Raw genomic sequence first — 21,337 nt, forward strand, 5'->3', positions numbered from 1 at the left:
CAGAAGGAGTCCTGGAGCGGCGAGGAGAAGCCGCGCGGCGGCGTGCACACCGGCGGCGGCGCGCTGGACGCGCCCGCCGCGACCGCGGGCGGCCTCGCCGTCCTCGCCGTCGCCGCGACCGGCCTGTACGCCGCGCGCCGTAAGAAGTCGGCCCACGGCCTGGCCTGACCCATGCCGGGCGACATAGCAGCCGTGGCCGCCACCTGAGCTCCATGTGGCGGCCCGGCTCGCTTTCCGCCCCCCTTCCGCTGCCGTGCACCAGCTAGTGAGGTCACCTCAGATGGCTGTCCACTCCTCCGACTCCTCCACCGACGGCCGGACGCCGGACCGGCAGCCCCGCCGGGGGCTGACCATGCTGTGCGCCGGGGCGCTGCTGCTGCTGGCGGTGCGCCTGCTCGGCGACGACACCTCGCAGGCCGGCGCGCCCAGCCCGCCACCCGCCGCGCGGTCCGCCCCGCGGGCCGCCGCCCCCGCCTCGCCCGGCGCCCGGCCGGTGTCCAAGCACCTGCCTCGGTCCAGCCCCGTGCGCCTGCTCATCCCGAAGATCTCCGTCGACGCCCCCTTCACCGACCTCGCCGTCGGCGCCAACGGGCAGCTCCAGGCCCCGCCGCCGCACAACACCAACCTCGTCGGGTGGTACGCCAAGGGCGCCTCCCCCGGCGAGACGGGCACCTCGGTCATCGCCGGGCACGTCGACACCGCCACCTCCGCCGCCGTCTTCGCCGAACTGAGCCGGCTGGAGAAGGGCGACGTCTTCCGCGTGCGGCGGGCCGACGGACGCGCGCCCGTGTTCGTCGTCGACAGCGTGGAGACCTTCGACAAGGACCGCTTCCCCAGTCGGCGGGTGTACGCCGACACCGCCGACGCCCAGGTGCGGCTCATCACCTGCGCGGGGGACTACGACCGCACGGTCAAGGACTACACGGAGAACCTCGTGGTCTTCGCGCACCTCAGGTGACGCGACCTCACACGGACGAGGGGAGCAGGTCACCCGCGTAGTCCCTCCCGGTCGCGCACCGGTCTGGACCGCCACAGGATCGAGGCACGCTCACGTCGCTTCACCGCAGCCGAGGTTCCGCCTCGCTCCCCGAAGGAGATCTCCCACGATGACCACCACGTCCGCCCCCGTTTCGGAAGCGCTGACACGTCAGGTGTCGCAGCGCGTCTCCCAGTCCGTCTTCGACGGCTCCCACCTCCGGGTCGTCCTCCTGGTGGACGTCTACGACGGAGCCCAGCAGCAGTTCCTGGAGGCGTACGAGCAGCTCTGCAACCAGGTCGCCTCGGTCCCCGGACACGTCAGCGACCAGTTGTGCCAGTCGATCGAGAACCCCTCCCAGTGGCTCATCACCAGTGAGTGGGAGAGTGCCCCGCCGTTCCTCACCTGGGTCAACAGCGAGGAGCACGTCCGGATGGTGGAGCCGCTGCACAGCTGCGTGCGCGACACCCGGTCGCTGCGGTTCCACGTCGTCCGCGAGACCGGTGGCCCGGCCGCGCACGCCGAGCCCGGCGAGCGCCGGCTGCAGTCGTCGCCCCGGATCGGCGACGGCGTGATCCGTCACGCGCTCACCTTCACGGTCAAGCCGGGCAGCGAGGAGGCCGTCGCGAAGATCCTCGCCGACTACGCCTCGCCCGAACCCCGGGTCGACGACACGACCCGGCTGATCCGCACCTCCCTCTTCATGCACGGCAACCGCGTGGTGCGGGCCATCGAGGTGCGGGGCGACCTGCTCGCCGCGCTGCGGCACGTCGCCCGGCAGCCCGAGGTGCGGGCCGTCGAGGAGGCCATCAACCCCTATCTGGAGCAGGACCGGGACCTCGACGACCCCGAGTCGGCCCGCGTCTTCTTCACCCGCGCGGCGCTGCCGGCCGTCCACCACGTGACGGCGGGCGAGGCGAAGCCGGACGCCGTACGGCACGCGCTGTACTACCCGGCGCGCGACGGCGGCGGTCTGCGGCTGGCCGAACTCCTCTCCCAGCAGGACGAGAAGGCGGCGGACGACCCGCGCAGCCCGGTGCTGCGCAGCACGATCTTCCAGCGCGACGACGTCGTGGTGCGCCTGGTCGACGTACGCGGCGGCGACACCGACCCCGCTCAGGTGCTCGGTCTGGCGGACCGGGCCCGCGCCGCCGAGCTGACGTCCCTGCTGGACGCCGAAGCGCTCGGCGTGGACGCCGCCGCGCTGCGGGACGGGGCGGCCGCCCGGCTCCTCACGCTCGCCCGCATGGAACTCGTCACCGACCGCCGCTCGCCCGACGCCTGAGCCGTCCGGCAGGCGGGGCGCTCGCCCACGCCGACACAGCACACGAAACGGAGCAACGTCGTGATCACATCCCGTCCCAGAATCGTGGACCTCAGCGAGGTCGAGCCCAACACCCGGCGCGGCGGTGACCTGCGCGCCATGCTCACGCCCACCACGTCCGGCGCCACCAGCGGCTTCATGGGCGTGGCCATCGTCCAGCCGGGCGACCGCATCGGTGAGCACTACCACCCGTACTCCGAGGAGTTCGTGTACGTCGTGTGCGGGCAGCTGGAGGTCGACCTCGACGGCGAACCGCATCCGCTCCGGCCCGAACAGGGGCTGATGATCCCGATGCACATGCGGCACCGGTTCCGCAATGTGGGCAACGTGGAGGCGCGCCTCGTCTTCCACCTCGGCCCGCTGGCGCCGAGCCCGCCGCTCGGGCACGTCGACACCGAGGAGAGCGAGCCCGTGGCCGTCGCGGCGGAGTCTGCCCACGGTGGGGTCCGCACGGCCGAACGGCAGGCCCGCTCATGAGCCGCCGCCGGGTCGCGGTCACCGGCATAGGCGTCGTCGCCCCGGGTGGCATAGGCGTGCCGGCGTTCTGGGACCAGCTGTCCCACGGGCGCACCGCGACGCGGGGCATCACCTTCTTCGACCCGACGGGTCTGCGGTCGCGGATCGCGGCCGAGTGCGACTTCGACCCGGCGGCGCACGGGCTGGACACGGAGCAGGTCGCCCGGTGCGACCGGTACATCCAGTTCGCCCTGGTCGCCGGGGAGGAGGCGGTGCGGGACTCCGGTCTCGATCTCGGCCGGGAGAACCCCTGGCGGGTCGGGGTGTCGCTGGGCACCGCCGTCGGCGGAACCACCCGCCTGGAACAGGACTACGTCCTGGTCAGCCACGGCGGCCGGCGCTGGGACGTGGATCACGGGAAGGCCCAGCCGCATCTGCACCGCGCCTTCTCCCCCAGCACGCTGGCCTCCACGGTGGCGGAGCGGTTCGAGGCGCGCGGGCCGGTGCAGACGGTGTCGACGGGCTGCACCTCCGGGCTCGACGCCGTCGGGTACGCCTTCCACACCATCGAGGAGGGCCGGGCCGACGTCTGCATCGCCGGCGCCTCCGACTCGCCGATCTCCCCGATCACCATGGCCTGCTTCGACGCCATCAAGGCCACCTCCTGCAACAACGACGATCCGGCGCACGCCTCGCGTCCCTTCGACGCCAACCGTGACGGCTTCGTCATGGGCGAGGGCGGTGCGGTGCTCGTCCTGGAGGAACTGGAGCACGCCAGGGCCCGCGGTGCGCACGTCTACTGCGAGCTGGGCGGCTACGCGACCTTCGGCAACGCCTACCACATGACCGGTCTGACCAGCGAGGGCCTGGAGATGGCGCGGGCCATCGAGGACGCCCTCGACCATGCCCGGGTCGACCCCACGGCGGTCGACTACGTCAACGCGCACGGCTCGGGAACCAAGCAGAACGACCGGCACGAGACCGCCGCCGTGAAACGGACCCTGGGGCAGCACGCCTATGACACCCCCATGAGTTCCATCAAGTCGATGGTGGGCCACTCGCTGGGCGCGATCGGGGCGATAGAGGTCGTCGCCTGTGTGCTGGCCCTGGCCCACCAGGTGGTGCCGCCCACCGCGAACTACGAGACCCCGGACCCCGAGTGCGACCTGGACTACGTGCCGCGTGACGCGCGCGAACGGAAGCTGAACAGCGTGCTCTCCGTGGGCAGCGGGTTCGGCGGATTCCAGTCGGCGGTGGTCCTGAACCGGCCGAGGGAGAGGGAAAGATGACCGAACCCCATCCGAGGCGCGCCGCCGTCACCGGTATCGGTGTGGTCGCGCCCAACGGAGCCAGCACCGAGTCCTTCTGGAAGTCCACCCAGGAGGGCCTGAGCGCCCTCGGCCCGGTCACCCGCGAGGGCTGTGAGCATCTGCCGCTGCGGGTCGCGGGCGAAGTACGGGAGTTCGAGCCGTCGGCGGCGGTCGAGGAGCGTTACCTCGTCCAGACCGACCGGTTCACGCACTTCGCGCTGGCCGCGACCGACCTCGCGCTGGAGGACGCCCGTCTCGGGCAGGCCGACACGGGTGAGGCGCCGTACTCCGTGGGCGTGGTCACCGCCGCCGGATCCGGCGGCGGCGAGTTCGGCCAGCGGGAACTCCAGCGGCTGTGGGGCAAGGGCAGCCGGTTCGTCGGCCCTTACCAGTCGATCGCCTGGTTCTACGCCGCCAGCACCGGCCAGGTCTCCATCCGGCGCGGCTTCAAGGGGCCCTGCTCGGTCGTCGCCTCCGACGAGGCCGGCGGACTGGACGCCCTGGCGCACGCGGCGCGGGCGGTACGGCGCGGTACCGACGTGATCGTGGCCGGCGCGACCGAGGCGCCGCTCGCCCCCTACTCGGTGGTGTGCCAGCTCGGGTACGAGGAGCTGAGCACCTGCGACGACCCGGAGCGGGCCTACCGCCCCTTCACTGCAGGGGCCTGCGGGTTCGTCCCGGCCGAGGGCGGCGCCATGTTCGTCGTCGAGGCGGAGTCCGCGGCCCGGGAGCGCGGCGCGCGGGTGCGGGCCACGCTCGCCGGGCACGCGGCGACGTTCACCGGGGCCTCCCGCTGGGAGCTGTCCCGGGAGGGCCTCGTGGAAGCGATCCGCGCGGCCCTGGCGGACGCCGGCTGTGCGCCCGAGGAGATCGACGTGGTCTTCGCCGACGCGCTCGGTGTGCCGGAGGCGGACCGTGCCGAGGCGCTGGCCATCGCCGACGCCCTCGGCGCGCACGGCAGGCGGGTGCCGGTCACCGCGCCGAAGACCGGGATCGGGCGGGGCTACGGCGCGGCGCCGGTGCTGGACAGCGCGGCGGCGGTGCTCGCCATGGAGCACGGCCTGATCCCGCCCACCCCGCACGTCGTCGACGTCTGCCACGACCTCGACCTCGTGACCGGCCGGGCCCGCCCCGCCGAACTGCGCACGGCACTGGTGCTCAGCCGGGGCCTCATGGGGTCGAACTCGGCGCTGGTGCTGCGGCACGGCGCCACCGGCGCCTCGTGACGAGGCGCAACACCCAGCAGGACAAAGGGAACAGAGCATAAGGAGAGGTATCGCATGAGTGAACGCATCACCGTCGAGGAACTGGCCGAACTGATGAAGAAGTCCGCGGGCATCACCGTCGCCCCGGACGACCTCCAGCGGCAGTACGACATCGGGTTCGACGCGCTCGGCATCGACTCGCTCGGGCTGCTCGGCATCGTGGGCGAGCTGGAGAACCGCTACGGCACCCCGATGCCCCCGGACGCGGAGCGCAGCAAGACGCCCCGGCAGTTCCTCGACCAAGTCAACAGTGCACTTCTGGCAGGGGCGTGACATGTCCGCACACACCGAGAACGAGATCGTCATCGCCGCTCCGCTGGACCTGGTCTGGGACATGACCAACGACGTGGCGAACTGGCCGCAGTTGTTCACCGAGTACGCCTCGGCCGAGATCCTGCGGCAGGAGGGCGAGAAGACCACCTTCCGGCTCACCATGCACCCGGACGAGAACGGCAAGGTGTGGAGCTGGGTCTCCGAGCGTGAGGCGGACCGCGAGACGCTCACCGTGAAGGCCCGCCGGGTCGAGACCGGACCGTTCGCGTTCATGAACATCCGGTGGCGCTACGAGGAGGTGCCGCAGGGCACCCGGATGGTGTGGACCCAGGACTTCGCGATGAAGGCCGAGGCCCCGGTGGACGACGCCTGGATGACCGACAACATCAACCGGAACTCCAAGGTCCAGATGGCCCTGATCCGGGACCGCATCGAGCAGGCGGCCGCGGAGCACCGGCCCGTGCCGAGCCTGGCCGACTGAGCCGGACGGAGGACAGCATGACGCACCAAGCCCTGATCGTCGCCCGGATGGCCCCGGGGTCGGCCCCGGACATCGCGAAGCTGTTCGAGGAGTCGGACCGTGGGGAGCTGCCGCACCTCGTGGGCGTCTCCCGGCGCAGTCTGTTCCAGTTCGACGACGTGTACCTGCATCTCATCGAGTCCGAGCGGGACCCGGGCCCCGCCATCGCCAAGGTGGCCGGGCACCCCGAGTTCCGGGCCATCAGCGAGCGGCTGACCTCGTACGTCAGCGCGTACGACCCCGCGACCTGGCGTTCGCCGAAGGACGCGATGGCGCACTGCTTCTACCGCTGGGAGCGGGACTCCACGGACTGAGAGTCCGGTGGTCCGGGGGTGTCACGCGGGCACGGTGCAGTCGAACGCGTGCAGGTAGGGGTTGACCGGCCGGATGTCGTCGATGACCAGGCCGGCCCCGGTCAGCCGGGCCACCATGCTCTCGGTGGTGTGCTTCGCGCCGCCCACGTTGAGAAGCAGCAGCAGGTCCATCGCGGTGCTGAAGCGCATCGAGGGCGAGTCGTCGACGAGGTTCTCGATGACGACGACCCGTGCGCCGGGCCCGCCGGCCGCCATGACGTTGCCCAGGGTCCTGGCGGTGCTCTCGTCGTCCCATTCCAGGATGTTCTTGATGATGTACACATCGGCCTGGACGGGGATGGACTCGCGGCAGTCGCCGGGCACGATGCGCATCCGGTCCGCGAGCGCGCCGCCCGGACGCAGCCGCGGGTCGGCGTTCTCCACCACGCGGGGCAGGTCGAGCAGCGTCCCGTGGAGGGTGGGGTACTTCTCCAGCAGGCACGCCACCACATGGCCCTGGCCGCCGCCGATGTCGGCGACCGAGGCGCTCCCCGACAGGTCGAGGAGCTGGGCGACGTCCCGTGCCGACTGCGCGCTGGACGTGGTCATGGCACGGTTGAAGACGAGCGCGGATTCGGGCGCGTCCTCGTTGAGGTAGGTGAAGAACTCCTTGCCGTACAGGTCCTGTACGACGTTGTCGCCGGTGCGCACGGCCTCGTCGAGCTTGGGCCAGGCGTCCCAGGTCCACGGCTCGGTGCACCACAGGGTGATGTAGCGCAGGCTGTGCGGGTCGTCCTCGCGCAGCAGGCGGGACATCTCGGTGTGCGCGAAGGTTCCGTCGCCCTGTTCGGCGAAGACGCCGTAGCAGGACATGGCCCGCAACAGCCTTCGCAGGGGCCCCGGTTCGGTCTTCACCGCAGCGGCGAGGTCCTCCACGGGCATGGGGCTGTCACCGAGGGCGTCGGCGACGCCGAGGCGGGCCGTCGCGCGGAGGGCGGCGGCACAGGCCGCCCCGAACACCAGCTCCCGCAGCCGCATGGACGGCGCGGGGGCAGTTTCTGCGGTCGTCATGTGCCGCCTTTCCTGTTTCGTCGAGTTCACGGGTGGTTACGGCCGGTCAGCACAGGCCCGCGGGCCTGGACACCTGGCAGGTGTTGGCCTCGAAGGTGTTGGCCTTGCCGGTCTCCTGGTCGACGAGGTCGGCCGGGGAGTTGCCGCTGAGTTCGTTGTCACTGATCCGGTTCCGCTCGCTGGCCGTGCCGACGAAGCTCTTGAACAGCACGATGCCGCCGGACAGCGGGGACGTGCCCGCGTTGTCCCGGATGACGTTCTGGGTGATCAGGGTGTCCTCGGTGCCGGTCAGGACGATGCCGGAGCCCTGGAGGGCGTCCAGCCGCGCCGTCTTGGGGCAGGACTTGTTGTTGCGCACGATGCGGTTCTCGGCGACGGTCACCTCGCCGGCCCTGGGCTTGTTCTCGTCGCCGACGACGAACACGCCGGCGCAGTTGCCGGTGAGGTGGTTGCCGGTGACGGTGAGGTTGCGCAGCCGGCGGACGGTGACGCCGATCCGGTTGCCCTCCAGCCGGTTGCGCTCGACGAGCGTGCCGCCGGTGTCGGTGGCGCCCTGTTCGGCGGTGATGGTGTTGGCGAGGAAGAGGCCGGCGTCGCCGTTGTCGCGGGCGGTGTTGCCGCGGAACACACCGCGGACCGAGCCTTCCTGGGCGATGCCCCACACCCCGTTCTTCACCGCGGTGACATTGCGCACGGTCAGCCCGTCGGTGGCGGTGGCGTACACGCCGCTGCGGGTGAAGCCGGTGACGGTGAGGGAGGCGATGGTGACGTCCTCGACCTTGCGCTCCTTGGTCCCGACCACGCAGATGCCGTTGCCGCCCGCGGCGCAGGTGCCGGCGGCCTTGGCGGCGGCCGGTTCGATGACCACGCCCCGGCCCACGCCGCGCAGGGTCAGTCCGGGGGTGGTCACCGTGACGCTCTCCCGGTAGGTGCCGGGGGTGATCAGCACCGTGTCACCGGACTCGGCGGCGTCCACCGCCTTCTGGATCGACTGTCCCGCGTGGACCACATGGGTCATGTGACCGGCGGACGCGGGAGCGGCGCCCAGGCTCGCCCCCACGACCGCGGCGGTGCACGCGAGATACACGAAAGGATATTTCTTCATATTCCGGACAATATGCTCGACGGGCCGACGGCCCTGCGATATCGGCCGTCCGGTGGCGTGTTGCGCAGCGGCCGGCCGCTGCGCAACGGCCGGTACAGGGCGGCACCGGGCCCTTCCGGGCCGACGGGCCGCCGCCCGCACCCCGCGCTACGCTGCCCAGATCTGACCGTTTTGCCCGTTCCTGGAGGTGGTCATGGCCTCGCGCCTCAACCCGTACATCAGCTTCGGCGGCGACGCCCGGCAGGCGATGGAGTTCTACAAGGAGGTCTTCGGCGGCACTCTGGTCCTCCACACCTTCGGGGAGTTCGGACAGCAGGACGCGCCGCATGCCGACCAGATCATGCACGCGATGCTGGAGACCCCCGGCGGCTTCACCCTGATGGCCTCGGACACCCCGCCCGGCATGAAGGTCACGCAGGGCGACAACATCGCCGTCAGCCTCAGCGGCGACGACGCCGCCGCGCTGCGCGGCTACTGGGAGAAGCTGTCCGCGGGCGGCTCGGTGCCCGTCCCGCTGGAGAAGCAGATGTGGGGCGATGTGTTCGGCATGTGCACCGACCGCTTCGGCATCCCGTGGATGGTGAACATCATGGAGTCCCAGGGCTGACCCGAGCGGCCCGGCGCCGCCGTCCGCGACCTCGGCCGGACCCGACGTAGCGTGGCCCGCACAGCGGGGCTGAGGCTCACGACGGTCGACTCGATGGTGGCGCGATGTGTTGGAGTGCGACGGCCGATCTGGTGGCGGGCGCCGGGGTCACCGCCGTCGGACTGGCCTGTGTGACCCTGGCGCGTGGCGTGCGGGACCTGCCGCTCGCCGCGCTGCCGCTCCTGCTCGGCGCCCATCAGATCGTCGAGGCGATGGTCTGGGACACGGGCGGTGGCAGCGGGCCCGCCACCGTCGTCTGGGCCGTCATCGCACTCCCGCTGCTGGCGGTGTGGGTGCCGGTGGGGGTGTGGTGCGCCGCCCCGCCGCACGCCAGGCGCCGGCTGGGCGCCCTTCTCGCGGTCGGCGTCGTGACCGCCGCGGGGCTCGCTCACGGACTGGCCGTCGGCCCCGTCACCGCCGAGATCCGGGGGCACACGATCGGCTATGTGACCGACCTGTCCCACCCCGTACTGCTCATCGCGGGCTACCTCCTGGCCACGGTGGGCTCCCTGTTGCTGTCCGGCGACCGGCGGCTGCTGACACTGGGTGTCTTCGTCGCCGTGGGGGCGCTGGTCTGCTGGTCGCTGTGGCGACTGGAGTTCGTGTCCACCTGGTGCGCATTCGCGGCGGTGTGCTCCGTTCTTCTGCTCGGCTGGGTCCGCGCCCGGCCGGCCCTTCGGTGAGAACCCCACCCGTCGGAGCCGGGACGAGCGACCCCCTGCCCGAACTACCCTCAGCCATGCGGCCGTTCGGCCTCTCGACCGGCCCCGTGGGGTAGGGTTCGCAGACCCCTCGGCGGGCAGCGCCGGGGTCCGGAGCCGATCATTGCTGCCCCTATTGGTCGAACCCCCTGCGCCAGATGTGCCATACTCGGCGCCGCTTATAGCAAGATCTGACCGGGGGGATCCACCTGCACGCCATAGCCCTGGACGCCCCCTATCTGGACACGGACGCGGACCAGCTCTGCTTCTCTCTGGACCTGGACGAGCGGCCGGCCCTCGCCGAGCACGCCACGACCGTGGGCGGCCTCGACGTACGCCTGCGCCTGCTCGGCGCCTCGCACCAGGTCTTCACCGGCCCCGTACGGGAGACCGTGGCCTGCCTGCTGGGCTCCGTGAAGGGTCTGCCCAAGACATTTACCCGCCAACTGCCCGGCTGGAGCTACGACTTCACCGCCGACACCCGACGGCTGGACCCCGCGAGCTTCAGCGAGGTGGTGGCGGGGATCCGCCGTGAGGTCGCCGCGAACCCCGACAGCCTGTGCGGGATCTTCCCCGGTTCACCGGACGCGCTGACGGCCGTCGTCGTCGAGTCGGCCGACGGCCCGCACGGCGGCGGGCTCTTCTGGCGCACCTGGCACACGTATCCGCAGCACGGCCAGATCGTATCGACGTACACCCGGCTGGAGGCCCGATGAAGAGCGCCCGACTCGTCCGCGCGGCGGTGACGGCCGTACTGGCAGCGGCCCTGCTCGCCGCCTGCTCCTCCGACGGAAACGGCAACGACGGCGTACCGCGCGGCTGGATACGTGAGCAGTACACCGAGAGCGGTGCGGACTGGGTGGTCCCGGGCAGGTCCCCGATCCAGGTCGCCGACGCCGTTCACGGTCACCGCCCGGCCCTGGACCGCGCGTCCGGCGAGAGCATGGAGTTCCTGCGCTACGGCGACGACATGGTCACCGTGTCGCCGTACCAGAGCGGCAGCCGGATCGAGATCGAGGACTACCGGGGCGGCTACCACCGGCACAGCCGGCACCTCACGTACTGGCCCAGCCCGGACAGCGACAGCTTCCGCGGCGGCGGCCCCGGCGAAGGCAAGTGACACCCGGCGGACCCGCCCCACGTGTGACTCACCACCAGACCCTGACGACGCCGTCAAGAAAGGCAACACAGTGACCGAGATCTTCGAGTCGACGGGCCAGGCCCTGCTCTACGGAGTGGTGGGCCTCGCCGTGATGGCCGTCGGCTTCATCGCCCTCGACCTCGTCACGCCCGGCAAGCTGTTCCACGTGGTCTGGTCGGACCGCAACCGCGGGGCGGCCGTCCTGCTGGGCAGCCAGTCGATCGCCGTCGGCATCGTCATCATGGAGGCCATCCGCGCCAGCGAGTCCGAAGAAGGCCTCGGCCAGGGCCTGTTGAGCACGCTCCTCTACGGCCTCGCCGGAGTGCTGGTGATGACGCTGGTCGGCATCGTGATCGGGCATCTCGCACCGGGCCAGATGGGCGCGGTCGCCCTCGACGACAGCAGCGACGGCCGTCCGCACCCCGCCGCCTGGGTGCAGGCCGGGATGTACCTCGGCACCGCTCTCATGGTCGGCGCGGCACTGTCATAGGCGCCGCACCCGTGAGCACCACCGCACTTCGGGGCGGCGACAACGCGGCAGCCACCCGTCCCCCGGCCGTCCGGCACACCCGGGGGGCGCGCTTCCTCCTGCTGCTCGCCGTCTTCCTCTGCGCCGCCTGCGGCCTCGTCTACGAGCTGGCGCTCACCGCGCTGGGCAGCTACCTCATCGGCAACTCCGTCCTGCAGACCTCCGTGGTCATCTCCGTGATGGTCTTCGCGATGGGTCTCGGCTCGCTCGCCGCCAAACCGCTGCGCCGCCGCGCGGTCGGCGCGTTCGCCGTCGTCGAGGGCGTCCTCGCGCTGGTCGGCGGGCTGTCCGTGCTGGTGCTGTACGCCGCGTTCGCCTGGCTCCAGCTCTACACCCCGGCGATGATCGTGATCACGCTGATGGTCGGCCTCCTGATCGGGGCCGAGATCCCGCTGCTGATGACGCTGCTGCAACGCATCCGGCGCCAGGAGGCGGGCAGCGCCGTCGCCGACATGTTCGCCGTCGACTACATCGGGGCGCTGGTCGGCGGGCTGTGCTTCCCGCTGCTGCTCCTGCCGACGTTCGGACAGCTGCGCGGCGCGCTGGTGGTCGGCGCGGTCAACGCGGTGGCCGGCGTCCTCGTGGTCCTCTTCATCTTCCGCAGACAGACCCGGCGTTTCGTCCAGGTCGGCCTCCTGTCCGGCGCGGCGGTCGTCCTGGCCGTGCTCGGTACGGCGTACGTACTCGCGGACGAGCTGGAGGTCACCGCGCGCCAGCAGATGTACCAGGACCCGATCGTGCACGCCGAGACGACGCCGTACCAGGACATCGTCGTCACCCGCTCCACCGCCTTCACGGGCGGTGACGACACGCGCCTCTTCCTCAACGGCGACCTCCAGTTCAGCTCCGTCGACGAGTACCGCTACCACGAGTCGCTCGTCCACCCCGCGCTGTCCGGACGGCACGGCGAGGTGCTGATCCTGGGCGGCGGTGACGGGCTCGCCCTGCGCGAGGTCCTGCGCTACGACGACGTACGGCAGGTGACTCTCGTCGAGCTGGACCCGGCGATGACCGGCCTCGCCCGTGACTTCGAGCCGCTGCGCAGGCTGAACGACGGGGCGTTCGCCGACCCCAGGGTGCAGGTGGTCAACGCCGACGCCTTCAACTGGCTGCGGACCGCCCGGCAGCGCTACGACGCGGTGATCATCGACTTCCCCGACCCGGACACGGCCGCGCTGGCCAAGCTGTACTCGGTGGAGTTCTACACCCTGCTCGGCCAGGTCCTGACGCCGCAGAGCCAGGTCATGGTGCAGAGCGGGTCGCCGTTCTTCGCGCCGAAGACGTTCTGGTCGATCGCGGCGACCGTCGAGGCGGCCGGTTACACGACCGCCGAGTTCCAGGTCGATGTGCCGAGCTTCGGCAACTGGGGCTTCGTGCTGGCCACCCGCGGCACCACCGCTCCCCCGCCGCTCCGGCTGTCGCCGGACGCCCCACGCCTGCGCTACCTGGACGACTCGGTCCTGGAGGCGGCCACGGTGTTCCCCGTCGACCGCCGCCGCGAGGACGTACGGCCGAGCACGCTGATGGAGCCGACGGTGCTGGAGTACGTGCTCGACGAGTGGAAGAACTACTGAGCCCGCCGGGCGGAGCCGGGGTGAGGCCGGCTCCGCCCGGGGCGGTCACCGTCAGGCGATGAGGTCGGCGACCAGGACGGCGAACTCGTCGGGGGTGGCCAGGCGCACGCCGAGGGTCTCCGCCTTGGCTCGCTTGGAACCGGCGCCCTCCCCGGCGACGACCAGGCTGGTCTTCTTGGAGACGCTGGAGGAGGAACGGCCGCCCGCACGCTCGACGAGTTCGTTCATCTCGTTGCGGCTCAGCTTCTCCAGCGGGCCCGTCATCGCGCCGGTGACCACCACCGTCATACCGGCCAGCGGCCCTCCGGCCGGTGCGGCGGATTCGGTGGTGCCGTCGCCCTCGTCGGCCACCGGGGCGGCGGGCGCAGTGGCGCCGGGCTCGGTCATGTTGACGCCCGCCGCGACCAGCTTGTCGATCAGCGGGGCGAGTTCGGCCAGCTCCGCCACGATCGACGGGGCCTTCTCGGTGCCGATGCCGTCCACCCGCTGGATCGCTTCCGCGTCGGCGGCCCGCAGATGGTCCATGGTGGCGAAGTGGCGGGCGATACGGCGGGACATGGAACGCCCGGTGCCCCGCACACCGAGCGCGCACAGCACCCGCGCCAGCGGTCTGCCCTTGGCCGTGGCGAGCGCGGCGAGGAGGTTGTCGGTGCTGGTCTCGCCCATCCGGTCCAGGCCGAGGAGCTGCTCGCGGGTGAGGGTGAACAGGTCGGCGAGATCGGCGACCAGGCCCGCTTCGACGAGCTGCACGACACGGGTCTGGCCGAGGCCCTCGATGTCGAGCTGGTCGCGTCCGGCGGCGTAGGAGAGCGAGGCCACGAGGTGGCAGTTGCGGCCGTTCTCACAGCGCCAGCGCTGCTCGCCGGTGTCGATGGCCGACCCGCAGCGCGGGCAGACGGCGGGGAAGACGATCGGCACTTCCTCGCCGGTGCGCAGGTGGGCGACGGGGGCCTCGACGCGGGGGATGACGTCACCGGCCCGGTGGACCATCACGTGGTCGCCGAGGCGCAGGTCGCGGCGGGTGATGTCGGCCGGGTTGTGCAGGGTGGCGTAGGTGATCGTGGAACCGTCGATCTCCACCGGGGCGAGGACGGCGCGGGGCGCGATGATGCCGGTGCGGCCCACGTTCCACTCCACCTCCAGGAGGCGGGTGATCTTCTCGACGGCCGGCAGTTTGTAGGCGATCGCCCAGCGCGGGGCCCTGGTGCCCGATCCGGCGGCCCGCTGGTCGGCGGCCAGGTCGGCCTTGACGACGATCCCGTCGATCCCGAACGGCAGCTCGGGGCGGAGTGCGCCGATCTCCCGCACCCGGGCCAGGACGGCCTCCACGGTGTCCGCGGTGACGCCGGGCACGGCCGTCGTGGCGGTCGTGTTCACGCCGAGCACCGCGGCGCGGGCCATCAGGTCGCTGTGGGCGGCCTCGCCGAGGGCGGCGGCGAGGTCCGCCTCGGTGTCGGCGAGGGGGAGCAGGCCGTAGCCGAAGAAGGTCATCGGCACGGTGTAGGCGCGGTCCTTGGCGCGCAGGGTGCCCGCGGCGGCGTTGCGCGGGTTGGCGAAGGGCTGGCCGCCGTGCGCGGTGCGGACCTCGTTGGCGTGCTCGAACTGGGCGGTCGTCATGAGGACTTCGCCGCGCACCTCCACGCTGACCGGCTCGGTCAGCCGCTCGGGCAGGCCGTCGACGGTGCCGGCGGCGTGCGTGACGTCCTCGCCGGCCGTCCCGTCGCCCCGCGTGATCAGCCGGGTCAGGCGGCCCCGGGTGTAGCGGGCCGCGATCGCGAGGCCGTCCAGCTTCGGCTCGACGCTGTACCGCTCCGCCTCGTGGCCGACGCGCCGGGCCAGCGATGCGGCCCAGGCGGTGAACTCCTCCGGCGAGAAGACGTTGTCCAGGCTGAGCATCGCGACCGTGTGCGGGACGTCGCCCTCCACGGCGCCGCCCGCCACCTTGCCGGTCGGCGAGTCGGGCAGCACCTGCTCGGGATGGGCGGCCTCCCAGGCCGCGATCCCCCGCACCAGGCGGTCGTAGGCGTCGTCGTCCAGCACCGAGGTGCCCCCGGTGTAGTAGGCGGCGGACGCCTGCACGGCGTCCTCGACCGCCTGCGCGTAGGCGGCGGCATCCACGATCTGTGCGGCAGGTGTCGTCATACCCGCCATCCTGCCTCCCACCACTGACAACGCCCCCCGGGGCGAGGCCTGCCGCCGCCCCGACGACCAGGCCCCTGGTGGCACGGCCCGCACGCCGGGGTGAGAGGCTCGGGCTTGATCACTGTGCGCCGCCTCTCGTCCGCTCCGCCCCGCCCCCACTCAAGAATGTTTTATATTCAACTATGACTCGACGGATCTTCATCGACAAGCAGAGCCCCAAGGCCTACCACGCACTCCTGCAGACCTCCGAGGCCGTGCGCGCGACAGCCGCCGAGGCGGGCCTGGAGCGCACCGTCGTCGAGCTCGTCAATCTGCGTGTCTCACAGCTCAACGGCTGCGCCTTCTGCCTCGACCTGCACACCAAGGCCGCCCTGCGCGCCGGCGACTCCCCCCGGCGGCTCGGCGTGCTCGCCGCCTGGCGGGACACCGAACTGTTCAGCCCCTTGGAACGCGCCGCGCTGGCCCTGGCGGAGGCGACCACCTTCCCTGCCGACGCCGCCGCGCAGGAGGCCGCGTACGCCGACGCCCGGGAGGCCCTCACAGAGGACCAGATCTCGGCGGTGATCTGGGCGGCGGTCACCATCAACGCCTTCAACCGGGTGTCCGTCATGAGCAAGCACCCCGTGCGCTGACCGGGCGGCTCAGCGCACGACACCGCGGCGGGCCTCGTCGGCACGGTCCCCGGCCTTCGGGACGTGCTTGACGAACACGATCCCGTCGCTGCCCGCCAGGTGGCCGGGGTCCAGTGGGGCGTAGCCGAACCAGGGGGAGACGCGGGGCGCGGGCCGCGCGTCGCCGAGGGCGGCGGCCAGCCCGGAAGCGTCGACGAGGCAGCGGTCGTCCGGGAGCGCGTACAGGATCCCTTCGACGGTGTCCGGCGCCGGGGTGTCCACCCCCTGGTGCCGGATCGTGCCGAGGGCCGTGGCGAGGAACGCGTACTCCTCGCCCAGGCGGGCGCTCACGATCGCGCCCGCGCCCCACCACTCCAGCGGCATCCCGCCCATCCGCATCGCGCTCTTCTCCCGCTGGAGATGGGAGTTGTGGGCGTGGACGAGCATCGGGCCCCGTTCGACGAGGGCGAGGAGGTTTCCGGCCATCATCAAATCGCGTTGGGCGGTCAGTCGGGTGAGCCGGCTCGGTGAGGGGTCGGCCATCGCGAAGTGGTAGCGCAGCAGACCGGTGGCCGTACGCCCGTACAGGCGCGCCCGGTCCCGTGCGTCCCGTGAGTCCGTCGTGATCAGGTGCGGTGACTGGGCGTCCGCCAGCGCCACCAGGTCGTCGGCCACCAGCCGCAGTTCCCTGGCGTCCGCCGACCTCCCCACCGACCGGGCCGGGTCCCTCATCGCGGCGGGCTCGGTCCACCGGTCGTCGGCGCCGAGGAGGCGGTCCAGTGTCTTCGCGGTGCAGGGCAGGAGGTCCGGGTCCACGCGGGCCGCGAGGTAGCCGTGCAGGGCGGTGAGGGACTGCCGGGGGCTCGCGGCCGCGGCCATCTCCAGCGGGCCGTCGAAGCCGGCGAAGCGGACCTGCTCGGACGCGGGCCTGCCGTCGTTGTGGGCGCGCATCCAGCGCACGAGTTCGCGGTTGGCCGCGGAGGCGCCCCAGCCGTGGCTGAATCCGTGCTCCATGACGTCGTCGAGGGCGCCCGTGCCGGAGGTGACGTGGTCGTCGACGAGCAGGGCCGACACGCAGTCGCTCTCGAGGGCGATCGTGCGGTAGCCCTCCTGTTCGACGAGCTGGCGGAAGAGGTCGTTGCGGAGGTCGAGGAGCGCGTCCTCGCCGTGCGTGGGCTCGCCCAGGGCGAGGAGCCGGGGCAGGGCCGGCAGCAGTTCCCTGACGGCGGCGGCCTCGACGGCGCGCACGGTGTCCCTGAGATCGTTAACCATGCCTTCAACGGTATCCTTGAACCCTCGGTGGAGACTTTGTGGCCAGTCTCCCGTGACAACGGCGGACTCATGGGGAAGAACCTTCAAAGCGGTGAGCGGCTCCGGCCGGTCGACCTGGCCCGTGCGCACGGTCTGTCCACCCAGGCCGTCAGGAACTACGAGCAGGCCGGCATCCTCCCGGCCGCCGCCCGCACCCCGCACGGCTACCGCACCTACACTCCGCTGCACGCGCGGGCCCTGAGCGCCTTCCTCGCCCTGGTGTCCGGCCACGGTCACCGCGCGGCGGCGTCGGTCATGCGGGCGGTGAACGAGGGCGCGGCCGACGAGGCGTTCCGTGTGCTCGACGAGAGCCACGCCCAGCTCCTGGAGGACCGGCGGACACTCGGCGCCGTGGAGACCGCGCTCCGTGACCTGGAACCCGACGACCACGCTCCGCCTCCACCGTCGGGCACCTTCATCGGGCCGCTGGCGCACCAGCTCGGCGTCCGCGCCACCACCCTGCGCAAGTGGGAGCGCGCCGGACTGGTACAGCCCCGCCGCGACCCGCGGACCGGATACCGCGTCTTCGACGAGGCCGACGTACGGGACGCCCGGCTGGCCCACCAACTGCGGCGCGGCGGCTATCTCCTGGAGCAGATCGCCCCGCTGATCGCTCAGGTGCGCTCGGCCGGCGGACGTCAGGCGCTGGAGGCCGCGCTGACCGACTGGCGTGCCCGGCTGACCGCCCGCGGCCGGGCGATGCTGACCGGGGCCGCCGAGCTGGAGGCGTACCTTCGCCTCCGCGGGTGAGCTGTCGCCCGCTCCTCACCGCCTCCCGGCGCCCGCGATCGCGTGGCGGCGTGCTTGCATACGGCGGTGAACTCCGCCCCCGCCGCGACGCCGGCGCTCTCCGTCCGGTCGCGTGTGCCGGCCGACCTGGACGACTGTGTGGCCGCCCTGGCACTGGTGCACGCGCACAGCGGCTACCCGGTCAACTGGCCCGCCGAGCCCGCCGCGTGGCTCACCCCGCCGGCCCTCCTGGCGGCCTGGGTGGCCGAACGGGACGGACGGATCGTCGGACATGCGGCGCTGTGCCGGAGCGAGGACGGCGATCCCGCAGCGCGGTTGTGGGCGGCGCGCGGCGGCGGGGTGCCCGCGGTCTGCGTCAACCGGCTGTTCGTGGCGCCCGAGGCGCGCGGGCTCGGCGGCGGAGCGGCCCTCATGGAGCGGGCGGTCGCACAGGCGCGCTCTCGCGGGCTGCACCCGGTGCTGGACGTGGTGGCCGCCGACCCGGCCGCGGCCTTCTACGCCCGCCTCGGCTGGCAGCACCTGGGCCTCGTGGACCAGCGATGGGGTCCCGGCCAGCTGGTCTCCCTGCGCTGCTTCGCCGCGCCGGAGCCCGCGGTGCGGACCGGCTAGCACGGAACCGGGCACCGTGGGAGCCGGGATGACGGGATGACACCCGGATTCGCCCCTTTTCTCACCCGTTCCGTGGGGCCCACCCCCACCTCGCCGCCGCACTCCCCACCCGCGTGAGAAAGTGGCCGCCCAGGTGAGACAGGGGGGTATGTGACACCTAGTCATCATTGGTCCCGTACGCGCAGGGAGACACTGTCCTTGCTGACGGCACTCGGCACGCTGGCCGGTGCGGCCCTGACGGGGGCGGCACCGGCCGACGCGGCGACCGGGACGGGTACAGGTACAGGTACGGGTACCGCGATCGCATCCGGTGTGGTGTACCGGCAGTACGACCTGACGGCGGGGGCCGGTGTGACGCGCGTGCACGTGCTCGCCGTCGACCTGACCGACACCCGCGTGCGTCTGGGCCTGTTGTATCCGGGGGAGGTCGCATCCCGCGCTCCCCTCTCCCAGCAGGCCACCACGCAGAAGGCCGTCGCCGGCATCAACGGCGACTTCTTCAACATCACGGAGGCCCAGCATCCGGGCGTCGCGGCGACCGGCGCGAGCGTGGGTCCGGCGATCGCGAACGGCAAGGTGCTCAAGGCCGCCGTGCCGAGGGGGCAGCGGTTCGGCCCGGAACTGCCGCCGGGCACGGACACCGACGACGTGCTCGGGGTGAGCGGCGACGGGCGGGCCCGGCTGGACAGCCTGGCCCTGACCGGCACGGTCACCACCCTGGGCCGAAGGCTGCCACTGGGCGGGCTCAACCAGTACGCGCTGGCGGAGAACTCCATCGGCGCGTACACGTCCGACTGGGGCGGCGTCTCGCGGGCGCGGGCCACCTGCGGCACCGACACCGAACGGGCCGCGCCCTGCGCCACAGCCACCTACGAGGTGACGGTGAAGCGGGGCCAAGTGGTGTCGGGGTCGCCCGGACCGGGCAGCGGCCCCATCGCGGCGGGCGTGACGGTGCTCGTCGGCCGGGAGGCGGGGGCGCAGCGCCTGAGGACGCTGGTCGAGGGGCAGCGGGTGTCGGTGCGGTACGGCCTGACGGCCGCCTCGCAGCGCGCCTACCGCTTCGCCCTCGGCGGCTATCCGGTGCTCACCGGCGGGAAGCCGCTGCCTGGCCTGGACACGCGGACCTCGGCGGTGCGCACCGCGGCGGGCATCGCTGACGGCGGACAGCGCGTGCTGCTGTTCGCGGTCGACGGCGCGCCCGCGTACCGCAGGGGGCTGACGATCGCCGAGGTCGCCGCCGTCCTCAAGAGCCTCGGTGCGACCGAGGGTTTCAGCCTGGACGGCGGCGGTTCCTCGACCCTGGTGGCGCGCGCGCCGGGCGCGGCCGGGGTGTCGGTGCGCAACCACCCCTCCGACGGCACGGAGCGCGCCGTGCCGAACGGCATCGGGGTGTTCACCCAGTGAGACGTGCCCCCGCCCAGGGGCCCTTCGTCCGGCGATCCCGCGGGGGCCTCACGGCCGCAGGCTGCTGACGATGTCGGCGGTCGCCGTGAGGCCGCTCTGGATGGTGGGGGCCATGCTCGTGCCGGCCAGGAAGAAGCCGAGCAGCAGGCAGACCAGCGCGTGCGAGACCTTCAGCCCGCCGCTGCGCAGGAAGATCACCGCCAGGATCAGCAGCAACAGCACCACGGAAATGGAAACGGCCACGTCAACCTCCTCCGCCACGTCCGCTTTCGCGGCATTCGGCCGCAAGTGTGGCGTAGCGGAGGGTTCGTCCGTGCGGCTGACCTGTCCTCCGAACGAGTGGTTCCCGGATCGGCCGGGAAAGCGCCTGGGAGATCGGACGCGGTTACGCCGTCCCGCGGGCGTCGAGGAAGGCCTCCAGGCCGGCCAGGTCGTCGGTGTTGAGGTAGTCGACACCGGCGTCGAGGAGTTCGCCCCACAGCGCGTTTCGGGCGGGGCCCGCGAGGTCGGGCGTGGCCCAGAAGCGGACCTTCTGCCCGCGGTCGTGCGCGGCCACGACGATCGCGCGCAGCTTCCGCCGTTCCGCGTCGGGGAAGGCGCCGACGCCCCGCCAGGTGAAGTTGAGCGTCCAGTTGTCGCTGATCAGGGAGGCGAAGGAGGCGTCGGTGGAGCCGAGGTCGGCGAGGCGGCCGTCGTAGAAGGCGCTGCGGACGGCCTGTGCCGCCATCGGCGGCCGGGCGGCACGGTCGCCGGAGATGACGGCGGTGACCGGGCCGCGGCGCACCCGGCCGTGGTCGTAGGTGGTGAACAGGTGCTGGTAGCGGCGCAGTCGGCGGTCGAGTTCGAGGTACGTCGAGGAGCCCTCGGTCTTGATGTCGATCAGCAGTTGCAGCGGAGTGCGCGAACCCCGGTGGACCGTTCCGCCGTTGGCCCTGACCCGGGCGGCGAGCGGGGCGAGGTAGAGGGATTCGAGGGTGCGGGCCGGGTCGAGGTCCACCGGGTCGTGGGCGACGAGGAGTTGGCCGTCGACGAGGAAGATGTCGGCCTCGACGCTGCCGAAGCGGTGGTCGAGGGCGTCGAGCAGGGGGCGGGGGTGCTCGTAGTCGTTGTGGGCGTGGGCGTTCCACAACGGGTGCGGGCGGTGCTTGTGTTCGTCGGCGGAGGGGAGCTTCTGTTCACCGGCGAAGGCGCTGGCGGCGGGCGGCGCGAGCACTGCCGTGAGGGCGGCGCCGACCGTGGTGAGGGCTCCGCGGCGGGTGATGAGGGCCATGCTCTGCCTCCCTGGGGGACGGGTCTGAACCACAGGGAGTATGAGTCCGGCCGGGC

At 72.2% G+C, this 21,337-nt stretch carries 24 protein-coding genes; 18 read left to right on the forward strand and 6 right to left on the reverse strand.

Annotated features, from left to right (window positions below; translation table 11 throughout):
* Window positions 1-352 precede the first annotated feature (352 nt).
* The 8 genes from P1P75_RS04160 to P1P75_RS04195 all read left to right on the forward strand — a co-directional run bounded on the left by P1P75_RS04160 (window position 353) and on the right by P1P75_RS04195 (window position 6,438).
* On the forward strand, window positions 353-958 hold the full coding sequence (locus P1P75_RS04160; RefSeq protein ID WP_319252019.1) for a class F sortase: 606 nt from the start codon (window positions 353-355) through the stop codon (window positions 956-958).
* A 148-nt stretch (window positions 959-1,106) separates the two neighbouring features.
* Window positions 1,107-2,261 carry a SchA/CurD-like domain-containing protein gene (locus P1P75_RS04165; protein WP_319251931.1) on the forward strand — a complete coding sequence of 385 codons (1,155 nt, stop codon included), beginning with the start codon at window positions 1,107-1,109 and terminating at the stop codon, window positions 2,259-2,261.
* Between the two features lie 60 nt (window positions 2,262-2,321).
* Window positions 2,322-2,777 carry a cupin domain-containing protein gene (locus P1P75_RS04170; RefSeq protein WP_319251933.1) on the forward strand — a complete coding sequence of 152 codons (456 nt, stop codon included), beginning with the start codon at window positions 2,322-2,324 and terminating at the stop codon, window positions 2,775-2,777.
* A complete protein-coding gene (locus P1P75_RS04175; RefSeq protein ID WP_319251935.1) occupies window positions 2,774-4,045 on the forward strand; it encodes a beta-ketoacyl-[acyl-carrier-protein] synthase family protein in 1,272 nt (423 codons plus the stop codon). The genes P1P75_RS04170 and P1P75_RS04175 overlap by 4 nt, the downstream gene beginning before the upstream one ends.
* Complete coding sequence (locus tag P1P75_RS04180; protein WP_319251937.1) at window positions 4,042-5,292, forward strand: ketosynthase chain-length factor; 1,251 nt, start codon at window positions 4,042-4,044, stop codon at window positions 5,290-5,292. Before P1P75_RS04175 ends, P1P75_RS04180 begins: the two co-directional genes overlap by 4 nt.
* Window positions 5,293-5,346: 54 nt before the next feature.
* Window positions 5,347-5,604 (forward strand): acyl carrier protein, encoded by a 258-nt coding sequence (locus P1P75_RS04185; RefSeq protein WP_319251939.1) that lies wholly within the window; start codon window positions 5,347-5,349, stop codon window positions 5,602-5,604.
* Window position 5,605: 1 nt separating this feature from the next.
* The gene (locus tag P1P75_RS04190; RefSeq protein ID WP_319251941.1) at window positions 5,606-6,085 is read left to right on the forward strand and encodes an SRPBCC family protein; all 480 of its coding nucleotides are present in this window, start codon (window positions 5,606-5,608) and stop codon (window positions 6,083-6,085) included.
* Between the two features lie 17 nt (window positions 6,086-6,102).
* Window positions 6,103-6,438, forward strand: a complete 336-nt coding sequence (locus P1P75_RS04195; RefSeq protein WP_319251943.1) for a TcmI family type II polyketide cyclase — start codon at window positions 6,103-6,105, stop codon at window positions 6,436-6,438.
* Between the two features lie 21 nt (window positions 6,439-6,459).
* On the opposite strand, the gene P1P75_RS04200 is transcribed toward P1P75_RS04195, so the two are convergent.
* Window positions 6,460-7,488 (reverse strand): methyltransferase, encoded by a 1,029-nt coding sequence (locus tag P1P75_RS04200; protein ID WP_319251945.1) that lies wholly within the window; start codon window positions 7,486-7,488, stop codon window positions 6,460-6,462.
* A gap of 46 nt (window positions 7,489-7,534) precedes the next feature.
* A complete protein-coding gene (locus P1P75_RS04205; protein ID WP_319251947.1) occupies window positions 7,535-8,593 on the reverse strand; it encodes a right-handed parallel beta-helix repeat-containing protein in 1,059 nt (352 codons plus the stop codon).
* A gap of 193 nt (window positions 8,594-8,786) precedes the next feature.
* On the opposite strand from P1P75_RS04205, the gene P1P75_RS04210 reads away from it, so the two are divergent.
* The 6 genes from P1P75_RS04210 to P1P75_RS04235 all read left to right on the forward strand — a co-directional run bounded on the left by P1P75_RS04210 (window position 8,787) and on the right by P1P75_RS04235 (window position 13,184).
* Window positions 8,787-9,200 carry a VOC family protein gene (locus tag P1P75_RS04210; protein ID WP_319251949.1) on the forward strand — a complete coding sequence of 138 codons (414 nt, stop codon included), beginning with the start codon at window positions 8,787-8,789 and terminating at the stop codon, window positions 9,198-9,200.
* Between the two features lie 104 nt (window positions 9,201-9,304).
* Entirely contained in the window at window positions 9,305-9,922 is a 618-nt protein-coding gene (locus P1P75_RS04215) for a DUF6629 family protein (RefSeq protein WP_319251951.1), read from the forward strand.
* 242 nt (window positions 9,923-10,164) lie between these two features.
* Window positions 10,165-10,656 carry a DUF2617 family protein gene (locus tag P1P75_RS04220; protein WP_319252021.1) on the forward strand — a complete coding sequence of 164 codons (492 nt, stop codon included), beginning with the start codon at window positions 10,165-10,167 and terminating at the stop codon, window positions 10,654-10,656.
* Window positions 10,653-11,060 (forward strand): DUF4247 domain-containing protein, encoded by a 408-nt coding sequence (locus P1P75_RS04225; RefSeq protein WP_319251953.1) that lies wholly within the window; start codon window positions 10,653-10,655, stop codon window positions 11,058-11,060. The genes P1P75_RS04220 and P1P75_RS04225 overlap by 4 nt, the downstream gene beginning before the upstream one ends.
* Window positions 11,061-11,130: 70 nt before the next feature.
* Window positions 11,131-11,571 carry a DUF350 domain-containing protein gene (locus P1P75_RS04230; protein WP_319251955.1) on the forward strand — a complete coding sequence of 147 codons (441 nt, stop codon included), beginning with the start codon at window positions 11,131-11,133 and terminating at the stop codon, window positions 11,569-11,571.
* An 11-nt stretch (window positions 11,572-11,582) separates the two neighbouring features.
* Window positions 11,583-13,184 carry a polyamine aminopropyltransferase gene (locus P1P75_RS04235; protein ID WP_319251957.1) on the forward strand — a complete coding sequence of 534 codons (1,602 nt, stop codon included), beginning with the start codon at window positions 11,583-11,585 and terminating at the stop codon, window positions 13,182-13,184.
* Between the two features lie 51 nt (window positions 13,185-13,235).
* Here P1P75_RS04235 and ligA read toward each other — a convergent pair whose 3' ends face one another.
* On the reverse strand, window positions 13,236-15,335 hold the full coding sequence (gene ligA / locus P1P75_RS04240; protein WP_319251959.1) for an NAD-dependent DNA ligase LigA: 2,100 nt from the start codon (window positions 15,333-15,335) through the stop codon (window positions 13,236-13,238).
* 173 nt (window positions 15,336-15,508) lie between these two features.
* Between ligA and P1P75_RS04245 the strand changes: the two genes are divergently transcribed.
* Window positions 15,509-15,958, forward strand: coding sequence for a carboxymuconolactone decarboxylase family protein (locus tag P1P75_RS04245; RefSeq protein WP_266453738.1), 450 nt, complete (start codon window positions 15,509-15,511; stop codon window positions 15,956-15,958).
* Between the two features lie 9 nt (window positions 15,959-15,967).
* Here P1P75_RS04245 and P1P75_RS04250 read toward each other — a convergent pair whose 3' ends face one another.
* A complete protein-coding gene (locus P1P75_RS04250) occupies window positions 15,968-17,209 on the reverse strand; it encodes an erythromycin esterase family protein (RefSeq protein WP_319251961.1) in 1,242 nt (413 codons plus the stop codon).
* 69 nt (window positions 17,210-17,278) lie between these two features.
* Between P1P75_RS04250 and P1P75_RS04255 the strand changes: the two genes are divergently transcribed.
* The 3 genes from P1P75_RS04255 to P1P75_RS04265 all read left to right on the forward strand — a co-directional run bounded on the left by P1P75_RS04255 (window position 17,279) and on the right by P1P75_RS04265 (window position 20,011).
* Complete coding sequence (locus P1P75_RS04255; RefSeq protein WP_319251963.1) at window positions 17,279-17,998, forward strand: TioE family transcriptional regulator; 720 nt, start codon at window positions 17,279-17,281, stop codon at window positions 17,996-17,998.
* 66 nt (window positions 17,999-18,064) lie between these two features.
* Window positions 18,065-18,607: a GNAT family N-acetyltransferase gene (locus P1P75_RS04260; protein WP_319251966.1), complete on the forward strand. Its 543-nt coding sequence runs from the start codon at window positions 18,065-18,067 to the stop codon at window positions 18,605-18,607.
* A 192-nt stretch (window positions 18,608-18,799) separates the two neighbouring features.
* Complete coding sequence (locus tag P1P75_RS04265) at window positions 18,800-20,011, forward strand: phosphodiester glycosidase family protein (RefSeq protein ID WP_319252023.1); 1,212 nt, start codon at window positions 18,800-18,802, stop codon at window positions 20,009-20,011.
* Between the two features lie 48 nt (window positions 20,012-20,059).
* Here P1P75_RS04265 and P1P75_RS04270 read toward each other — a convergent pair whose 3' ends face one another.
* Together P1P75_RS04270 and P1P75_RS04275 are read right to left on the reverse strand one after the other, a co-directional pair.
* Window positions 20,060-20,254, reverse strand: a complete 195-nt coding sequence (locus tag P1P75_RS04270) for a hypothetical protein (protein WP_086768499.1) — start codon at window positions 20,252-20,254, stop codon at window positions 20,060-20,062.
* 142 nt (window positions 20,255-20,396) lie between these two features.
* On the reverse strand, window positions 20,397-21,281 hold the full coding sequence (locus P1P75_RS04275) for a phosphatidylinositol-specific phospholipase C/glycerophosphodiester phosphodiesterase family protein (RefSeq protein ID WP_319251968.1): 885 nt from the start codon (window positions 21,279-21,281) through the stop codon (window positions 20,397-20,399).
* Window positions 21,282-21,337: the final 56 nt, after the last annotated feature.

This window comes from Streptomyces sp. ID05-39B (assembly GCF_033794725.1).
Taxonomy (GTDB): Bacteria; Actinomycetota; Actinomycetes; order Streptomycetales; family Streptomycetaceae; genus Streptomyces; species Streptomyces bobili.